Source organism: Frigoribacterium sp. PhB160, assembly GCF_003751785.1.
Lineage (GTDB): Bacteria > Actinomycetota > Actinomycetes > Actinomycetales > Microbacteriaceae > Frigoribacterium.
Genome location: NZ_RKIE01000003.1, coordinates 39,739 through 53,860, shown reverse-complemented (window position 1 = coordinate 53,860; position 14,122 = coordinate 39,739). Strand labels below are relative to the sequence as shown.

Below are 14,122 nucleotides of genomic sequence, written 5' to 3'. Positions count from 1 at the left end.
TCTTGCGTCGGGAGATCGTGTGCGTAAACTTGAGTCTGGTCCACTCAAGTCCTGGAGGGAACGATCATGGCGAACATGCAGGGCGCACCCGCCTCCACCGAGAAGCAGAAGAGCGCGCTCGAGAAGTACGGCGTCGACCTCACGGCCGTCGCCCGCAGCGGCAAGCTCGACCCGGTCATCGGCCGCGACGCCGAGATCCGCCGGGTCAGCCAGGTGCTCACCCGGCGCACCAAGAACAACCCCGTCCTCATCGGCGAGCCGGGCGTCGGCAAGACGGCCGTCGTCGAGGGGCTCGCCCAGCGCATCGTCGAGGGCGACGTCGCCGACAGTCTGAAGGACAAGCGGCTCATCAGCCTCGACCTGGCCGCCCTCGTCGCGGGAGCGAAGTACCGCGGCGAGTTCGAGGAGCGCCTGAAGGACGTGCTCAGCGAGATCACGAAGAGCGACGGCCAGGTCATCACCTTCATCGACGAGCTGCACACCCTCATGGGCGCGGGCGGCGGCGAGGGCTCGGTGGCCGCCTCCAACATGCTCAAGCCCATGCTCGCCCGCGGCGAGCTCCGGCTCATCGGCGCCACCACCCTCGACGAGTACCGCCAGTACGTCGAGAAAGACGCCGCCCTCGAGCGCCGGTTCCAGCAGGTCTACGTCGGCGAACCCAGCGTCGAGGACACCGTCGCCATCCTCCGCGGGCTGAAGGAGCGCTACGAGGCGCACCACGGCGTGACGATCACCGACGGGGCCCTGGTGGCCGCCGCCTCCCTGTCGAACCGGTACATCCCGAGCCGTCAGCTGCCCGACAAGGCGATCGACCTCGTCGACGAGGCCGGGTCGCGGCTCAAGATGGAGATCGACTCGTCGCCCGTCGAGCTCGACCAGCTCTATCGCGGCCTCGTGCGGCTGCAGATCGAGGAGCTCGCCCTCAAGAAGGAGAAGGACGACGCCGCCCAGGCGCGGCTCGCGACGCTCCGCGAGCAGCTCGCCCAGCAGCAGGCCGCCTACGACGACCTGAACGCCCGGTGGCAGGCCGAGAAGGCCGCCCTGCAGGGCGTCGGCACCCTCCGCAGCGACCTCAACGAGGCGCGCATCGACGCCGACCGGGCGCTCCGAGAGGGGCGTTACGAGGACGCCGCCCGCATCAGCTACGAGCGCATCCCCGACATCGAGAAGCGCCTGGCCGACGCCGAGTCGTTCGAGAAGTCCGACGACCGTCTGGTCAGCGACAGCGTCACCGACTCCGACATCGCCGAGGTCGTCGCGGCCTGGACGGGCATCCCGGTCGGTCGGCTGCTGAGCGGCGAGACCGAGAAGCTCCTGCACCTCGAGAGCGAGCTGGGGAGGCGCCTCATCGGCCAGCGCGCCGCGGTCCAGGCCGTCAGCGAGGCCGTCCGTCGTACCCGCGCGGGCATCAGCGACCCCGACCGCCCGACCGGCTCGTTCCTCTTCCTCGGCCCCACCGGGGTCGGCAAGACGGAGCTCGCGAAGGCCCTCGCCGACTTCCTGTTCGACGACGAGAAGGCCCTCGTGCGCATCGACATGAGCGAGTACGGGGAGAAGCACAGCGTGTCCCGCCTCGTGGGCGCGCCTCCCGGCTACGTGGGCTACGAGGCCGGCGGGCAGCTGACCGAGGCGGTGCGGCGTCGCCCGTACAGCGTCGTGCTCATGGACGAGGTCGAGAAGGCTCACCCGGAGGTCTTCGACGTGCTGCTGCAGGTGCTCGACGACGGTCGCCTGACCGACGGCCAGGGGCGCACGGTCGACTTCCGCAACACGATCCTCGTGCTGACCTCGAATCTCGGCTCGCAGGTCATCACCGACCCGGGCCTCAGCGACCCGCAGAAGGAAGAGCTCGTGCAGGGGCTCGTGCGGCAGGCGTTCAAGCCCGAGTTCGTCAACCGGCTCGACGACATCGTGGTGTTCTCGACCCTGTCGACCGACGACCTGGGGCAGATCGTCTCGCTGTACGTCGACCGCCTGGGCCGCCGCCTCACCGACCGTCGCCTGTCGCTCGCCGTCACCCCGGACGCCCGGGCGTGGCTCGCCGAGCGGGGCTACGACCCGATCTACGGCGCCCGGCCGTTGCGGCGCCTCATGCAGCGCCAGATCGACGACAAGCTCGCCATGGCGCTGCTCGGCGGCACGATCGTCGACGGCGACACCGTGCTCGTCGACGTGGCCGACGACGGCGAGAGCCTGACGGTCGTCCGCCAGATCGTGGCGGAGCCGTCGCCGGAGGCGCTCGACGACCTCGCGTGACCGCTGCGGTCAGGGGCGTCGGGCCTCCGCCACGAACCGGCGGATCAGCGCGACGTCCTTGACCCCGCGGCTCGACTCGACCCCGCTGCTGACGTCGACGCCCCACGGTCGCAGCTCGGCCACCCGCGCCGCGACGGCGTCGGGAGTCAGCCCGCCGGCCAGCACCCACTCGCGGTGCGGCGGGGACGCCACGAGAGGGGCGGCGTCGAAGCCGGCGCCGGCACCGGGGGTGACCGCGTCGATGAGGAGGAGGTCCTCCCGGAAGGCGAGCCGTGCCTCCTCGGACTCGGCGGCGTAGGTCGCGACGTCGACCGCGCGCACGACTCGGAGGCCGGCGTCGTGCGCGGCGGCCACGTCGGACGGCTGCTCGTCGCCGTGCAGCTGCACCGTCGAGAGCGAGGCGGCGCGGGCCGTCTCGATCACCTCGTCGATGCGCTGGCCGCGGAACACCCCGATCGCCGTGACGTGCTCGGGCACGCGCACCGCCAACGCCTGCGCCGTCTCGGCGTCGACCGTCCGGGGGCTGCCGGGCGCGAGGACGAACCCCACCGCGTCGGCGCCGGCCTCGACGGCGGCGTCGACGGTGTCGGTCGTGGAGAGACCGCAGATCTTGACCCAGGTGCGCATGCGTCGATTCTGCCCGACGCCCGACGCCCGCCCGACGCCCGGCCACCGCGAGCGCCGCTCGTCAGGCCGCCGCGAGCGCCGACGTCGGCGGGATGAGGGCGGCCCGTGAGGCGGGCCACAGGCCGCTGACGCCGCCGATCAGCACCGTGGCCCCGAGCCCGCCGCCGACCGCCCACGCCGGGACGGTCACGGGCCAGCCCTGCGTCACCGCGAAGACGGCGGTCACCCCCGCGCCGATCACGACGCCGACCACGCCGCCGAGGAGCGAGAGGAGCAGCGACTCGACCAGGAACTGGTCGCGGATGTGGCGCCTCCTGGCCCCCAGCGCCCGCCGCACGCCGACCTCGGCGCGGCGCTCCAGCACCGTGATGACCATCGTGTTGGCCACGCCGATCCCGCCGACGAGCAGGGCCACGCCCCCGATGCCGAGCAGCAGCCCCGTGAACGACGCCTCGGTCGCCTCCTGGGCGGCGAGGGCGTCGGACGGGCGGCTGACCGCCACGCCCCCGGGGGCGGCGGGGTTCACCGCGCGGGCGATCACGTCGCGCACCTCGGCCACGTGGTCCGGGTCGGCGCGTGCGAACAGCTCCGTCGGGTGCCCGTCCCAGCCGAACTCGTGCTCGGCGACCGCCGCCGGCACGAGCGCGGCGCCGTCGAGGCCGGGCGCCAGGGCCAGGGGTTCGAGGATGCCGACGACGGCGACCCACCGACCGGCGATCCAGATGCGGGTGTCGCCCTCGACGCGGTCGAGCCCGAGCGTCGCGGCGGCGGTCGCCCCGAGCGCGACCTGGGGGTGCTCGTCGGCCGTCGCCCCGAACCAGCTGCCCGAGGCGAGCTCGCCCCGCAGCACGCCCGTGAGGTCGCCCTCCACGACGTCGAGGGTGATCCCCCCGGACGCCGCCGCGGGCACGTGGTCGCTGCGGTACACCTTCTGGTCGGCCACCCGCCCGACCCCGGCCGCGGACTCGACGTCGTCGCGACGGTCGAGCATCGCGACGGCCTCCTCGGGCAGGGGCACGGAGTCCCCTCCGACGTCCGTGCCCGGTGCAGCTTCGAGGAGGTTCGTCCCCAGGCCGTCGAGGATGCGGGCCAACGAGGCCTGGCTCGACGACGAGATGCCCACGACGGCGATCATCGCCGCGATGCCGATCGCGATGCCGAGGGCGGAGAGGACCACCCTGGTCGGACGGGTGCGGAGGCCGAAGACCCCGAGGCGGAGGAGGTCGCCCCCGGTGAGGCGTCCGGCCCGACGGGCGGCCGGGGCGGTCACGAGGCCGCCCCCGTCCGGCCCGAGGGGTGTGCCGCACGCGCCGCGGCCTCGGCGGCCGAGCCCGACGACGCGGGCAGGACTGCCGCGAGGCCCGCCGCGTCGAGCCCGGACACGTCGTCGACGATCCCGTCGCGCATGCGCACCTGCCGCGGCAGGCTCGCGGCCAGCGCGAGGTCGTGCGTGATGACGACGATGGTCGTCCCGGCGTCGTTGAGGTCGCCGAGCAGCCGCAGGATCGCCGATCCCGAGGCCGAGTCGAGGGCGCCCGTCGGCTCGTCGGCCAGCAGGAGCGTCGGTTCGCCGACGACGGCACGCGCGATGGCGACGCGCTGCTTCTCGCCGCCCGAGAGCTGGTGCGGCTGGTGGTCGACGCGGTGCCCGAGCCCGACGCGGGCCAGCGCCGCGCGCGCCCGCTCGGCGCGTTCGCGGCGCGGCACGCCGGCGTAGAGCAGGCCGTCGGCGACGTTCTCGGTGGCGGTCGCCCCCGCGGCGAGGTGGAAGTGCTGGAAGACGAACCCGATGTGCTCGGCCCGCAGCTGCGACACGGCGTCGTCGCCGAGGTCGCCGATCTCGTGTCCCGCCACGCGCACCGAGCCGGCCGTCGGCCGGTCGAGGGTGCCCATCACGTTGAGCATCGTCGACTTGCCCGACCCGCTGGGGCCGACGACGGCCACGAACTCGCCCCGCCCCACGACGAGGTCGACGCCGCCGAGGGCGGCCAGCTCGCCGTAGACCCTCGTGACGCCGGTCAGCTCGAGCACGGGTGCGGTCGGCGGCGAGGCCGACCCGGCCACGGACGAGGAGGCGCGGGCCGGGTCGAGCGGGGAGGTCGCCGTCTCGAGCCCGCTCACGACGGCACCACCACGTCGTCGCGGTCGGAGAGGTCGTCCCCGATCACCTCGACCCGGCCCTGCGCGAAGAAGCCGAGCTCGACGGGGACGCGGGTCGTCGAGCCGTCGGCGTGGGCCTTCTCCACGGCGTAGCCGTCCGCGGTCGCCAGCAGGGCGGTGACGGGGACGCTCAGCACGTCCTCCCGTGACTCCCCGTCGACGAGGAGGTCGACGGGCGCGGTCGTCGAGGTGCCCTCGGGCAGGGGGTCGTCGAGGTGCACCACGAGCGTGGCCTTCTGTCCGCCGCCGCCGGAGCCGGGCTCGTCGCCCGAGCCGCTGTCGACGTCGCCTCCGATGCTCTGCACGGTGCCGGGCACGCGGGTCCCGTCGGCGAGGCCGACGTCGACGGCGGCGCCGCCCTGGAACCGGACGAGGTCGGCGGGCGAGACGGAGGCGACCGCGACCAGCGCGGTCGAGGTGTACCCGTAGACCACCTCGCCGGCGGGATCGCCGACGCGGCCCCGGAGGTCGTCGACGCGGACGTCGCCGGGCACGAACGCGACGTCGGACGAGGTGAGTCGTCCCGTCTGCTCCAGGCCCCGCTGCTTCTGCCACGCGGTCACGGCGACCTGGGTGCGCCGGTCGAAGCGGTCGTCGTCGGCCAGGTCGTGGGCGAGGGCGCGCAGGCTGTCCTTGAGCTGGTCGACGTCGGCGCCGCGGAGGCCCCGCTCGAGGGTGCGCCACATCGGGACCGACCCGTGCAGGGCACGGACGGGGCGCTCGTCCACCGAGTAGAGGACGCCGTCCAGGCCGATCACGTCCCCGAAGCCCGGCAGGCCGGTGACGGTGCCGGACCCGGACGACGTGACCGGCACGGGCGTGCCGTAGCCGAGCGTGCCGGGGATCTTCCTGCCCTCGACGAGGTCGCCGCGGGTGACCGGGGTGGTGGGGCGGGAGGCGCTCGACCCGGCGCTGGCCTCGGCCGTCGGCGGCCCGTCGGCGGGCAGGGTGCACCCGCTCAGGACGCCGAGGCAGGCCGCCCCGGCGGTGAGGGCGACCCAGGCCCGGGTCGCGCGACGAAGCGGGACGACGGGGACGCGCCTCATCGGTCGGCCCCGTCGTCGGCGTGTAGCCCGTGCATCGCGTCGCAGTCCCAGAGGGCCCGGGCGAGCGGCGACTCCTCGGTGGACATCGGGCCGAAGTCGCCGTCGACGGGGTCGGCGAAGTCCGGGAAGCCGGCCTCGCGGACGCACTGGGCGATCTCGACCCCGGATGCCTGCCGCTCGGCCACGTCCTCGGCCGACGGCTCCTGCCGCCCGCCGCCGAGGTCGGCCGGCAGGCCGTCCCGGCACCGGTCGAAGCTGCTCGCGTACTCGTCGGGGTCGACCCCGTCGGGCGCCGCGACGACCCCCTCGTGGAGGTCGTCGTCCGCGACGTCGTGTCCGGCCGCCCGCAGGCACGACCCCATGGCGGCCGACCAGCTGGTGCCGGGGGAGGTCGAGCCTGCGGGGTCCGACGCCGCGACGCCGGTGCACGCGGCGAGGACCGCGACGGCGGCGAGCCCGAGCGCCGCGGCGGGGAGCGACCGGGCCGCGGCGGCCCGGCCCGGTCGGGAGACGGGCCTCGTCGACGTCATCGGCCCGCGACCTTCATGCCGGCCATGCACTTCTCCGACGCGACGGCGTACGCCGGGTCTCCCTCGTACTCCGCCGGCCCTTCCCACACGCCCTCGACCGGGTCGGGGACGTTCTCGAAGCCCTCGTCGCGGAGGCACTGCGCCATCTCCACGAGCTTCTGCGCGAAGGCGTCCTTCTCGCCCTCCGAGAGGCGAGGCGAGGCGCTGCCGGCCGCGTCGTGGCAGTCCGAGACGACGCTGAAGAACGCGTCGGCCTCGTCGGTCTCGGGCTCGATCGCGTCGGGGAGGCGGACCAGGGCGGAGTTGCCGAAGTCGTCGTCGACGACGTCGTAGCCCGCATCGCGGACGCACTGGCCGACGGTGGCCGCGTCGGAGGCCGTCGCCCCTGATGCGGCCTCGTCGGCCGCCGGGGAGGAGCAGGCCGTGAGCAGGCCCGGCAGCAGCACGGACGCGGCCAGGAGCGCCGGGACGGCGCGGAGCGGTCGACGTCGTCGCGGGGCTGCCGACCGGGGGGAGGGGGTGGTCGAGAGGTCCATGGGGGTTCCTTCCATCGGGGACGGCGACCACTCCACCGCCCCGGCCCTTTCGCGATCCGAGGTCTCGTGCTTACACTCGTGAAACATCGGACATCTATGTTCCATGCAGGGCTCCGATTCGCGGGGCGATCGGTCGGAGATCACGAGGAGAGACGATGAGGGTGCTCGTGGTGGACGACGAACGGAGCCTCGCCGACCTCGTCGCCGCGGGCCTCGCGCGGCAGGCGATGGCGGTCGACGTGGCGTACCGGGGCGACGACGCAGACGAGCTGCTGGCGGTCAACGACTACGACGTCGTGGTGCTCGACCGCGACCTGCCGGGCATGCACGGCGACGCCGTGGCCCAGGCGGTGGCGGAGCGGGGGGCCACCACGCGCATCCTCATGCTCACGGCGTCCGGCGACCTGGGCGACCGCGTCCGGGGCCTCGAGCTCGGGGCCGACGACTACCTGGCGAAGCCCTTCGAGTACCCCGAGCTCGTCGCCCGGGTGCGCGCGCTCGGCCGCCGGTCCGGGCCGGCCTCGCCGCCGGTGCTGCGTCGCGGCGAGATCGTGCTCGACACCTCCCGCCACGTCGCCACCCGGGCCGGCCTCGACCTCGGGCTCTCGACGAAGGAGCTCATGGTGCTCGAGGTGCTGCTCGCCGCCGACGGCCGCGTCGTCAGCGCCGAGGAGCTCCTCGAGAAGGTCTGGGACGTCAACGTCGACCCCTTCACCAACGCCGTCCGCGTGACGGTGAGCAAGCTGCGCCGCAAGCTCGGCGCCCCCGACCCGATCCGCACGCTGCCGGGTCGCGGGTACCAGGTGTGACCGCGGTCCCGGCCCTCGACGGATGGACGGCCGCGCTGTCGCCGCGTCGGTGGAGCATCCGCACCCGCACCGCCGTCGCCTTCGGCGGCGTCTTCGCCCTGCTGGCGGGCCTCGTGCTGGTCGGCGTCGCGGCCGGGACCTCGCAGGGCGTGGCCGTGTCGATGGCCGCCGTGCCGTCGCTGGGGTCCGACGCGGCGGACGTGCCCGCCGCGTCGCCGCCGGTGTTCCTCGAGACGGGGACGGGCTGCGGCGAGGACGGCTGCGACCGCGACCTCGCGGCCGAGGCGCCGCAGCTCTTCGTGTCGGGCGTCCTCCGCCGGCAGCAGCTGCTCTGGTCGGGCCTCGGGGTCGTCGTCGCCTCGCTGCTCGCGGCCGCGGTCGGCTGGTTCGTCAGCGGACGCATGCTGCGGCCCCTCGACGAGGTGGTCGAGACCGCCCGGGGCATCACCGCGACGACCCTCCACGAGCGCATCGGGCTCGTCGGGCCCCGCGACGAGGTCGCCCGCGTGGCCGAGACGATCGACGAGCTGCTCGACCGGCTCGAGGCGTCGTTCGAGGCCCAGCGGCGCTTCGTGGCCTACGCGTCGCACGAGCTGCGCACCCCGCTCGCCGTGCAGCGCGCGGCGCTGCAGATCGGCCTCGACGACCCCACGCCCGCGCAGGTGGTCGCGACGCGCGAGCAGCTGCTCGAGGTCAACCGGTCGAGCGAGCACCTCATCGAGAGCCTCCTCGCCCTGGCGACGGCCGACCGCGGCGTCGTCGCGGACGCCGACGTGCACCTCGGCGAGCTCGTCGGGGAGGTCGTGGCGGGCCAGCTCGACCGGGCCGACGACCTCGGCGTCGAGGTCGTCGTGGCCCGCGGGACGTTCTCGCGGGTGCGCGGCGACGCCGTGCTGCTCGGGCAGCTCGTCCGCAACCTCGTGGACAACGCGGTCGAGTACAACGTGCCGGGGGGCTGCGTCCGCGTGCACGGGGCGCCGGACGCCGTGCTCGTGGTCGAGAACACGGGTCCCGTCGTGTCGGCCGCGGTGGCCGCGGCCCTCGCCCAGCCGTTCACGCGGGGGCACGACGACCCTCGGCGGCCGGACCGGTCCGGAGGCGCCCCGCCGGTCCGCCACAGCGGCCTCGGCCTCGCGATCGTCGCGTCCGTCGCCCGGGCCCACGGCTGGTCGGTGGACGTCGGGCCGCGCGGCGGGGGCGGCCTGCGGGTCGTCGTGCGCTGACCGCCGGGGACGCAGGGAGGCGCGGTGCCGGGTCGACCGGCACCGCGCCTCCCGGGGTCTGCGGGGGTCAGTCGCGGACGAGCACCAGCTCGCTCAGGGGCAGGCGGCTGCGGGGGGCGACCTCGCGCTCGGCGAGCGCCTCCGCGAGCTCGGTCGCCGGGGCGACCGTGCCGACCGCCGTGACCGTCAGGGGGGAGAGGTTGTCGGTGAGGCCGAAGGCCGCCACGATCTTCTCCCACTCGACGCCGGCCATCTGGTGGGTGTGCAGCCCCTCGGCGTGCGCCTGCACCGTGAGGTGCGCGATCGCGGCGCCCAGGTCGTAGGCGGCGGTCGGGCGCAGGTCGCCCTCGACGGTCGACGTCTCGGCGATCGCGACGACGAGGGCCGAGGCGTTGCCGGCCCAGGCCGCGTTGAAGCCGACGAGGGCGGAGTGGATCGCCTCGAACGTCTCGGTCCCGCGGCGGCCGACCACGAAGCGGCGGGGCTGGAAGTTGTTGGCCGAGGGCGACCAGCGGGCGGCCTCGAGCAGCGCGTCCAGCTGCTGGTCGGTGAGGACCGCGGTCGGGTCGAAGGAGCGGGGGCTCCAGCGCTCGTCGAGCAGCGGCGTGATGGGCACGCTGGTCTCGGCGGATCGCGAGGTGGACGAGGGGGTCTCGGTGAGCGACATGGCATCGGCTTTCGTGGGGGACGAGCGGGGGAGCGGCGCGCCGTCGGGCCGCCCCCACGCCAACCTCGCTCGGCGCGCCGGGATTCCCGGGCCTGGCCCCCGGTCGTCACGGAGCGTCCGTCGATCGTGCCCGTGAGCCGCCAGGCCAGGGCCGCCGGGCCGTTCGGGGCGTCCGCCGACACCGTGAGGGAGGGCGACCACCGGAGCTGCGAGCCGGCGGGCAGGTCGACCTCGCCCCTGCTCCGCACGGACACGCTGACGGTGCCGTCCTCCCGGGTCGTCATCCCGTCGGCGACGACGAGGTCGGTCGTGGCCCACTCGCCGCCCGGGCGGCGCAGCCAGGTCGTGAGCTCCCCCTCGAGGTCGTCGACGTGCGTGCCCGCGGGGGCGGTGGGGGTGAGCGTGGCCGAGAGCGAGCCCAGCGCCGAGGCCGTCTCCACGCCGAGCGGCACGGGCGCCGACGAGCCGCTCCGGAGCCGGACGGGGTCCTCGACCGGCAGGGCCTCGAGGCCCTGCGGGACCGGGACGGCCGTGACGGGGACGAGGTGGGCCCCGTCGATGCGGAAGGACTGCGTGGTCGCCGCGACCCGTCCCTCACAGGAGGAGGGTTCGTGTCCAGGGGCTAGGTGAGCAGCGCCCTGGCGTCGTCGACGAACCGGTCGACGTGCTCGTCGGTCGTGTCGAAGGAGCACATCAGCCGCACCTCGCCGGTCTGCCTGTCCCAGTCGTAGAAGTGGTGGGCGGCTCGCAGCGGCTCGACGACCTCGCGCGGCAGCACGACGAAGACGGCGTTCGCGTCGACGCTCTGCGTGATCGTCACGCCGGGCAGGTCGGCCAGTCCCGCCGCCAGTCGCACCGCCCGGGCGTTGGCGCTCGCCGCGGACCGCCGCCAGAGGTCGCCCTCGAGCATCGCGAGGAACTGGGCCGAGACGAAGCGCATCTTCGAGACGAGCTGGGCGTCCATCTTGCGGAGGTAGACGAGGCCGGCCCGCGCCTCCTCGGAGAAGGTCACGACCGACTCGCCCAGCACCAGGCCGTTCTTCGTGCCTCCGAGCGACACGGAGTCGACGCCCGCGTCGCGCGTCAGCGCCCGCAGCGGCAGGCCGAGAGCCGCGGCGGCGTTGGCGAGGCGCGCGCCGTCGAGGTGCACCCGCATGCCGAGCGCGTGGGCGTGGTCGGTCACGGCGCGGATCTCGTCGGGCGTGTAGACCGTGCCGAGCTCGGTGCTCTGGGTGATGGTCACGGCGAGGGGCTGCGGACGCTGCTGGTCGCCCCAGCCGAAGGCCTGCCGGTCGATCAGCTCGGGCGTCAGCTTGCCGTCGGGCGTCGGCACCGTGAGCAGCTTGATGCCGCCGAGCCGCTCGGGCGCGCCGCCCTCGTCGGTGTAGACGTGCGCCGTCGTGGCGCAGACGACCGCGCCCCACCGCGGCACGAGAGCCTGCAGGGCGGCGACGTTGGCCCCCGTGCCGGTGAGCACCGGGTCGAGCTCGGCGCCCTCGCCGAACTGCTCGACCACGACCTCGCGCAGCCGGGCCGTGTAGGGGTCGGCGCCGTACGAGCCGACGTGGCCGCCGCTGGCGTCGACCAGGGCCTGCAGCACCTCCGGGTGGGCGCCGGCGTAGTTGTCGGAGGCGAACGTGTGGGCCGAGGGGTCGTGGAGTCGCGTCACCCGTCCATCCTGCCGTGCCGGGGCTCGTCGGGCGGATCGAGGAGGCGCGGGTCGAGGAGGCGCAGACAGGCCGCGCAGGTTCATCACCCTTGTGAAATGCGAATGTCACACGTAGAGTGTGAACAGTTCTCGGCCGTGCCGCTCCTGTCCGCGAGCAGGGCGGCCCTCAGTCGACCTCGCCTGATCCTCGCCCTGACAATCGCCCCCGACTCCGACCCGAGAGGCCCGCCGTGTATTTCGCCCACGCCCCGAAACTCGTCCTGACCGGGCTCCTGCCGGCCCTCCGCCCGCTCGCCGACCGCGCGGCCGCGCTCGACGCCGAGGTCGTCCTCGTCGGCGCGCCCGTCGTCGAGTCCCCTGCCCCCGCCCCGGTGGCCGACGTGGCCGGGTTCGACGTGGCCATCGTCGCGGTCGAGGCCGACGACGTCGCGCGGCAGCTCGAGGCGGCCGCCGACCTGCTCGCTCCCGGGCTCCGCCGCGGCGCCCTCGTCGTGATCGCCTCGCGCGGCCCGGCCGAGTCGCTGGGCCGGTGCTTCGCCGTCGAGCTGGGCCGCCGCAGCGGCCTCGACGTGGGCCGCGACTTCCACGTCGCCGGCGTCGAGTGCAGCGCGTGGCCCGACGCGACGTCCGGGGCGCAGGAGGCGTCGGCCGACGTCGCCTGGACCCTCGGCCCCGACGGCGCCGAGCACGTGCGGTACCTGCTGTCGCGCATCGGGGCGCCCGTGCTGTCGGGTGCGCCGACCCGCTGAGCCGACCCGCGCCTCCTTCTCGGGAGCCCGACCGCGACGGCCCCGGGCGGGGCGTGCGTCAGGATGGGCTCATGGGTGGAGTTCTGATCGGGTTCGCGATCATCGGCGTCGTCATCGCCGCCGGCTACGTCGTGGGCCGCGTCGACCTGCTCGGCGCGAGCGGTCACCAGGTGCTCTCGCGCCTCGTCTTCTTCGTCCTGACGCCCTGCCTGCTCTTCTCGACCATCTCGCAGGCCGACGTTCACGTGCTGTTCTCGCGGCTGCTGGTCGTCTCGGCCCTCGCCTCGCTCGTCGCGGCCGTCATCTCGGTGGTGCTGCTGCGGTTCGTGCTCCGACGGTCGACCGCCCAGACGACCATCAGCACCATGGGCGGCGCCTACGTCAACGCGAACAACATCGGCCTGCCCGTGGCCACGTACGTCCTCGGCAGCGCCACCTTCGTCGCCCCCGTGCTGCTCTACCAGCTGCTCGTCATCACCCCGGTCGTGCTGGCCGTCATGGACACCGTCACGAACCGCGGCAGCAGCCTCGGCCGCACGATCGCCCGCCCGTTCACGAACCCCCTGCTCATCGGCTCGGCCCTCGGCGTGCTCGTCGCGGTGACCGGCCTCGACATCCCGGAGCCGGTGCTCGAGCCGCTCGCGCTCGTCGGGGCCGCGGCCGTGCCCGTCGTGCTGCTGTCGTTCGGCATGTCGCTGTCGGGGTCGAAGCCGCTGCAGGCGAAGGAGGGGCGCGTCGACGTGCTCATCGCGACGGCGCTGAAGCTCGTGGTCATGCCCGTGACCGCGTGGCTGCTCGGGGCGTTCGCCTTCGACTTCGACCGTGACGAGCTGTTCGTGGCGGTCGTGCTCGCGGGCCTGCCGAGCGCACAGAACGTCTTCAACTACGCCCAGCGGTACCAGACCGGCGTGGCCGTGGCCCGTGACACCGTGCTCGTGACGACGGTGTTGTCCGTGCCCGTCCTGGTGCTCGTGGCCGGCCTGCTCGCGTAGCGTCTCAGAAGATCATCGGCCGGTCGTCGTCGAGCTCGGTCTCGAGGTCGAGGTCGACCGCCACCGGCACGTGGTCGCTCGGGGCGTCGCCCTTGCGCTCGTCGCGGTGGATGCGCGCGTCGGTGACCAGCTCGGCGAAGGCGGGCGAGCCCATGATGAAGTCGATGCGCATCCCCTCGTCCTTCGGGAACCGCAGCTGCTTGTAGTCCCAGTACGTGTAGCCCTCGGGCAGTCGGGGCCGGACGACGTCGGTGAGGCCGACCCGCTCGAACTCGGCGAAGGCGGCGCGCTCGGGGGCGCTGACGTGGGTGTGGCCCTCGAACGCCGCCATGTCCCACACGTCGGTGTCGAGCGGGGCGACGTTCCAGTCGCCCATCAGGGCCAGGGGCTGGTCGGGGCGCTCGGCGAGCCACGCCTCGGTCTCGGCCGCGAGCTTCGCCAGCCAGTCGAGCTTGTAGTCGTAGTGCGGGTCGCCGAGCTCGCGCCCGTTCGGCACGTAGAGCGACCAGAGCCGGACGCCCTCGACCGTCACGCCGATCGCGCGGGCCTCCTTCGGCAGGTCGGGACCCTCCTGGCCCTTGAGGAAGCCGGGCTGGCTCGGGAAGGTGATCTCCACCTCCTCCATCGGGAGGCGGCTGGCGAAGGCCACGCCGTTCCACTGGCTGAGGCCGTGCAGCTCGACCTCGTAGCCGGCGTCGCGGAAGAGGTCGTGGGGGAACTGCTCGGGCTTGCACTTGATCTCCTGCAGGCCGACGACGTCGACGTCCTCCCGCACGAGCCAGTCGACGACCCGCCCCGCTCGGGCGCGGACGGAGTTCACGTTCCAGGTGGCGACACGCATGCGTCCACGCTACCGGC

14 protein-coding genes are annotated in these 14,122 nt (G+C 74.3%); 5 read left to right on the top strand and 9 right to left on the bottom strand.

What is annotated here, in order from left to right:
• The first annotated feature begins 66 nt into the window (after nt 1–66).
• Nucleotides 67–2,256 (top strand): ATP-dependent Clp protease ATP-binding subunit, encoded by a 2,190-nt coding sequence (locus EDF38_RS13245; protein WP_123356182.1) that lies wholly within the window; start codon nt 67–69, stop codon nt 2,254–2,256.
• Nucleotides 2,257–2,265: 9 nt separating this feature from the next.
• Here the strand turns inward: EDF38_RS13245 and EDF38_RS13240 are convergent, their stop codons facing one another.
• From EDF38_RS13240 to EDF38_RS13215, 6 genes are all read right to left on the bottom strand, one after another.
• Nucleotides 2,266–2,883, bottom strand: coding sequence for a phosphoribosylanthranilate isomerase (locus EDF38_RS13240; protein WP_123356180.1), 618 nt, complete (start codon nt 2,881–2,883; stop codon nt 2,266–2,268).
• A 61-nt stretch (nt 2,884–2,944) separates the two neighbouring features.
• The gene (locus tag EDF38_RS13235; RefSeq protein WP_123356178.1) at nt 2,945–4,153 is read right to left on the bottom strand and encodes an ABC transporter permease; all 1,209 of its coding nucleotides are present in this window, start codon (nt 4,151–4,153) and stop codon (nt 2,945–2,947) included.
• Nucleotides 4,150–5,004: an ABC transporter ATP-binding protein gene (locus EDF38_RS13230; protein WP_370275638.1), complete on the bottom strand. Its 855-nt coding sequence runs from the start codon at nt 5,002–5,004 to the stop codon at nt 4,150–4,152. Before EDF38_RS13230 ends, EDF38_RS13235 begins: the two co-directional genes overlap by 4 nt.
• Entirely contained in the window at nt 5,001–6,089 is a 1,089-nt protein-coding gene (locus EDF38_RS13225; RefSeq protein ID WP_123356176.1) for a peptidoglycan-binding protein, read from the bottom strand. Before EDF38_RS13225 ends, EDF38_RS13230 begins: the two co-directional genes overlap by 4 nt.
• A complete protein-coding gene (locus tag EDF38_RS13220) occupies nt 6,086–6,619 on the bottom strand; it encodes a hypothetical protein (RefSeq protein WP_123356174.1) in 534 nt (177 codons plus the stop codon). Before EDF38_RS13220 ends, EDF38_RS13225 begins: the two co-directional genes overlap by 4 nt.
• Nucleotides 6,616–7,155, bottom strand: coding sequence for a hypothetical protein (locus tag EDF38_RS13215; protein WP_123356173.1), 540 nt, complete (start codon nt 7,153–7,155; stop codon nt 6,616–6,618). Before EDF38_RS13215 ends, EDF38_RS13220 begins: the two co-directional genes overlap by 4 nt.
• A gap of 155 nt (nt 7,156–7,310) precedes the next feature.
• Here EDF38_RS13215 and EDF38_RS13210 point away from each other — a divergent pair, with 155 nt between their 5' ends.
• Nucleotides 7,311–7,964 carry a response regulator transcription factor gene (locus EDF38_RS13210; RefSeq protein WP_123356171.1) on the top strand — a complete coding sequence of 218 codons (654 nt, stop codon included), beginning with the start codon at nt 7,311–7,313 and terminating at the stop codon, nt 7,962–7,964.
• A complete protein-coding gene (locus tag EDF38_RS13205) occupies nt 7,961–9,187 on the top strand; it encodes a HAMP domain-containing sensor histidine kinase (protein ID WP_123356169.1) in 1,227 nt (408 codons plus the stop codon). Before EDF38_RS13210 ends, EDF38_RS13205 begins: the two co-directional genes overlap by 4 nt.
• A 67-nt stretch (nt 9,188–9,254) precedes the next feature.
• Here EDF38_RS13205 and EDF38_RS13200 read toward each other — a convergent pair whose 3' ends face one another.
• Nucleotides 9,255–9,854, bottom strand: a complete 600-nt coding sequence (locus tag EDF38_RS13200; RefSeq protein ID WP_123356167.1) for a nitroreductase family protein — start codon at nt 9,852–9,854, stop codon at nt 9,255–9,257.
• A gap of 622 nt (nt 9,855–10,476) precedes the next feature.
• The gene (locus tag EDF38_RS13190; RefSeq protein WP_233572461.1) at nt 10,477–11,523 is read right to left on the bottom strand and encodes a low specificity L-threonine aldolase; all 1,047 of its coding nucleotides are present in this window, start codon (nt 11,521–11,523) and stop codon (nt 10,477–10,479) included.
• Between the two features lie 230 nt (nt 11,524–11,753).
• Here EDF38_RS13190 and EDF38_RS13185 point away from each other — a divergent pair, with 230 nt between their 5' ends.
• Nucleotides 11,754–12,272: a hypothetical protein gene (locus EDF38_RS13185; RefSeq protein WP_123356161.1), complete on the top strand. Its 519-nt coding sequence runs from the start codon at nt 11,754–11,756 to the stop codon at nt 12,270–12,272.
• Nucleotides 12,273–12,343: 71 nt separating this feature from the next.
• Nucleotides 12,344–13,264 carry an AEC family transporter gene (locus EDF38_RS13180; protein ID WP_123356159.1) on the top strand — a complete coding sequence of 307 codons (921 nt, stop codon included), beginning with the start codon at nt 12,344–12,346 and terminating at the stop codon, nt 13,262–13,264.
• Nucleotides 13,265–13,268: 4 nt separating this feature from the next.
• Here the strand turns inward: EDF38_RS13180 and EDF38_RS13175 are convergent, their stop codons facing one another.
• The gene (locus EDF38_RS13175) at nt 13,269–14,105 is read right to left on the bottom strand and encodes an exodeoxyribonuclease III (protein ID WP_123356157.1); all 837 of its coding nucleotides are present in this window, start codon (nt 14,103–14,105) and stop codon (nt 13,269–13,271) included.
• Between the last annotated feature and the right edge of the window lie 17 nt (nt 14,106–14,122).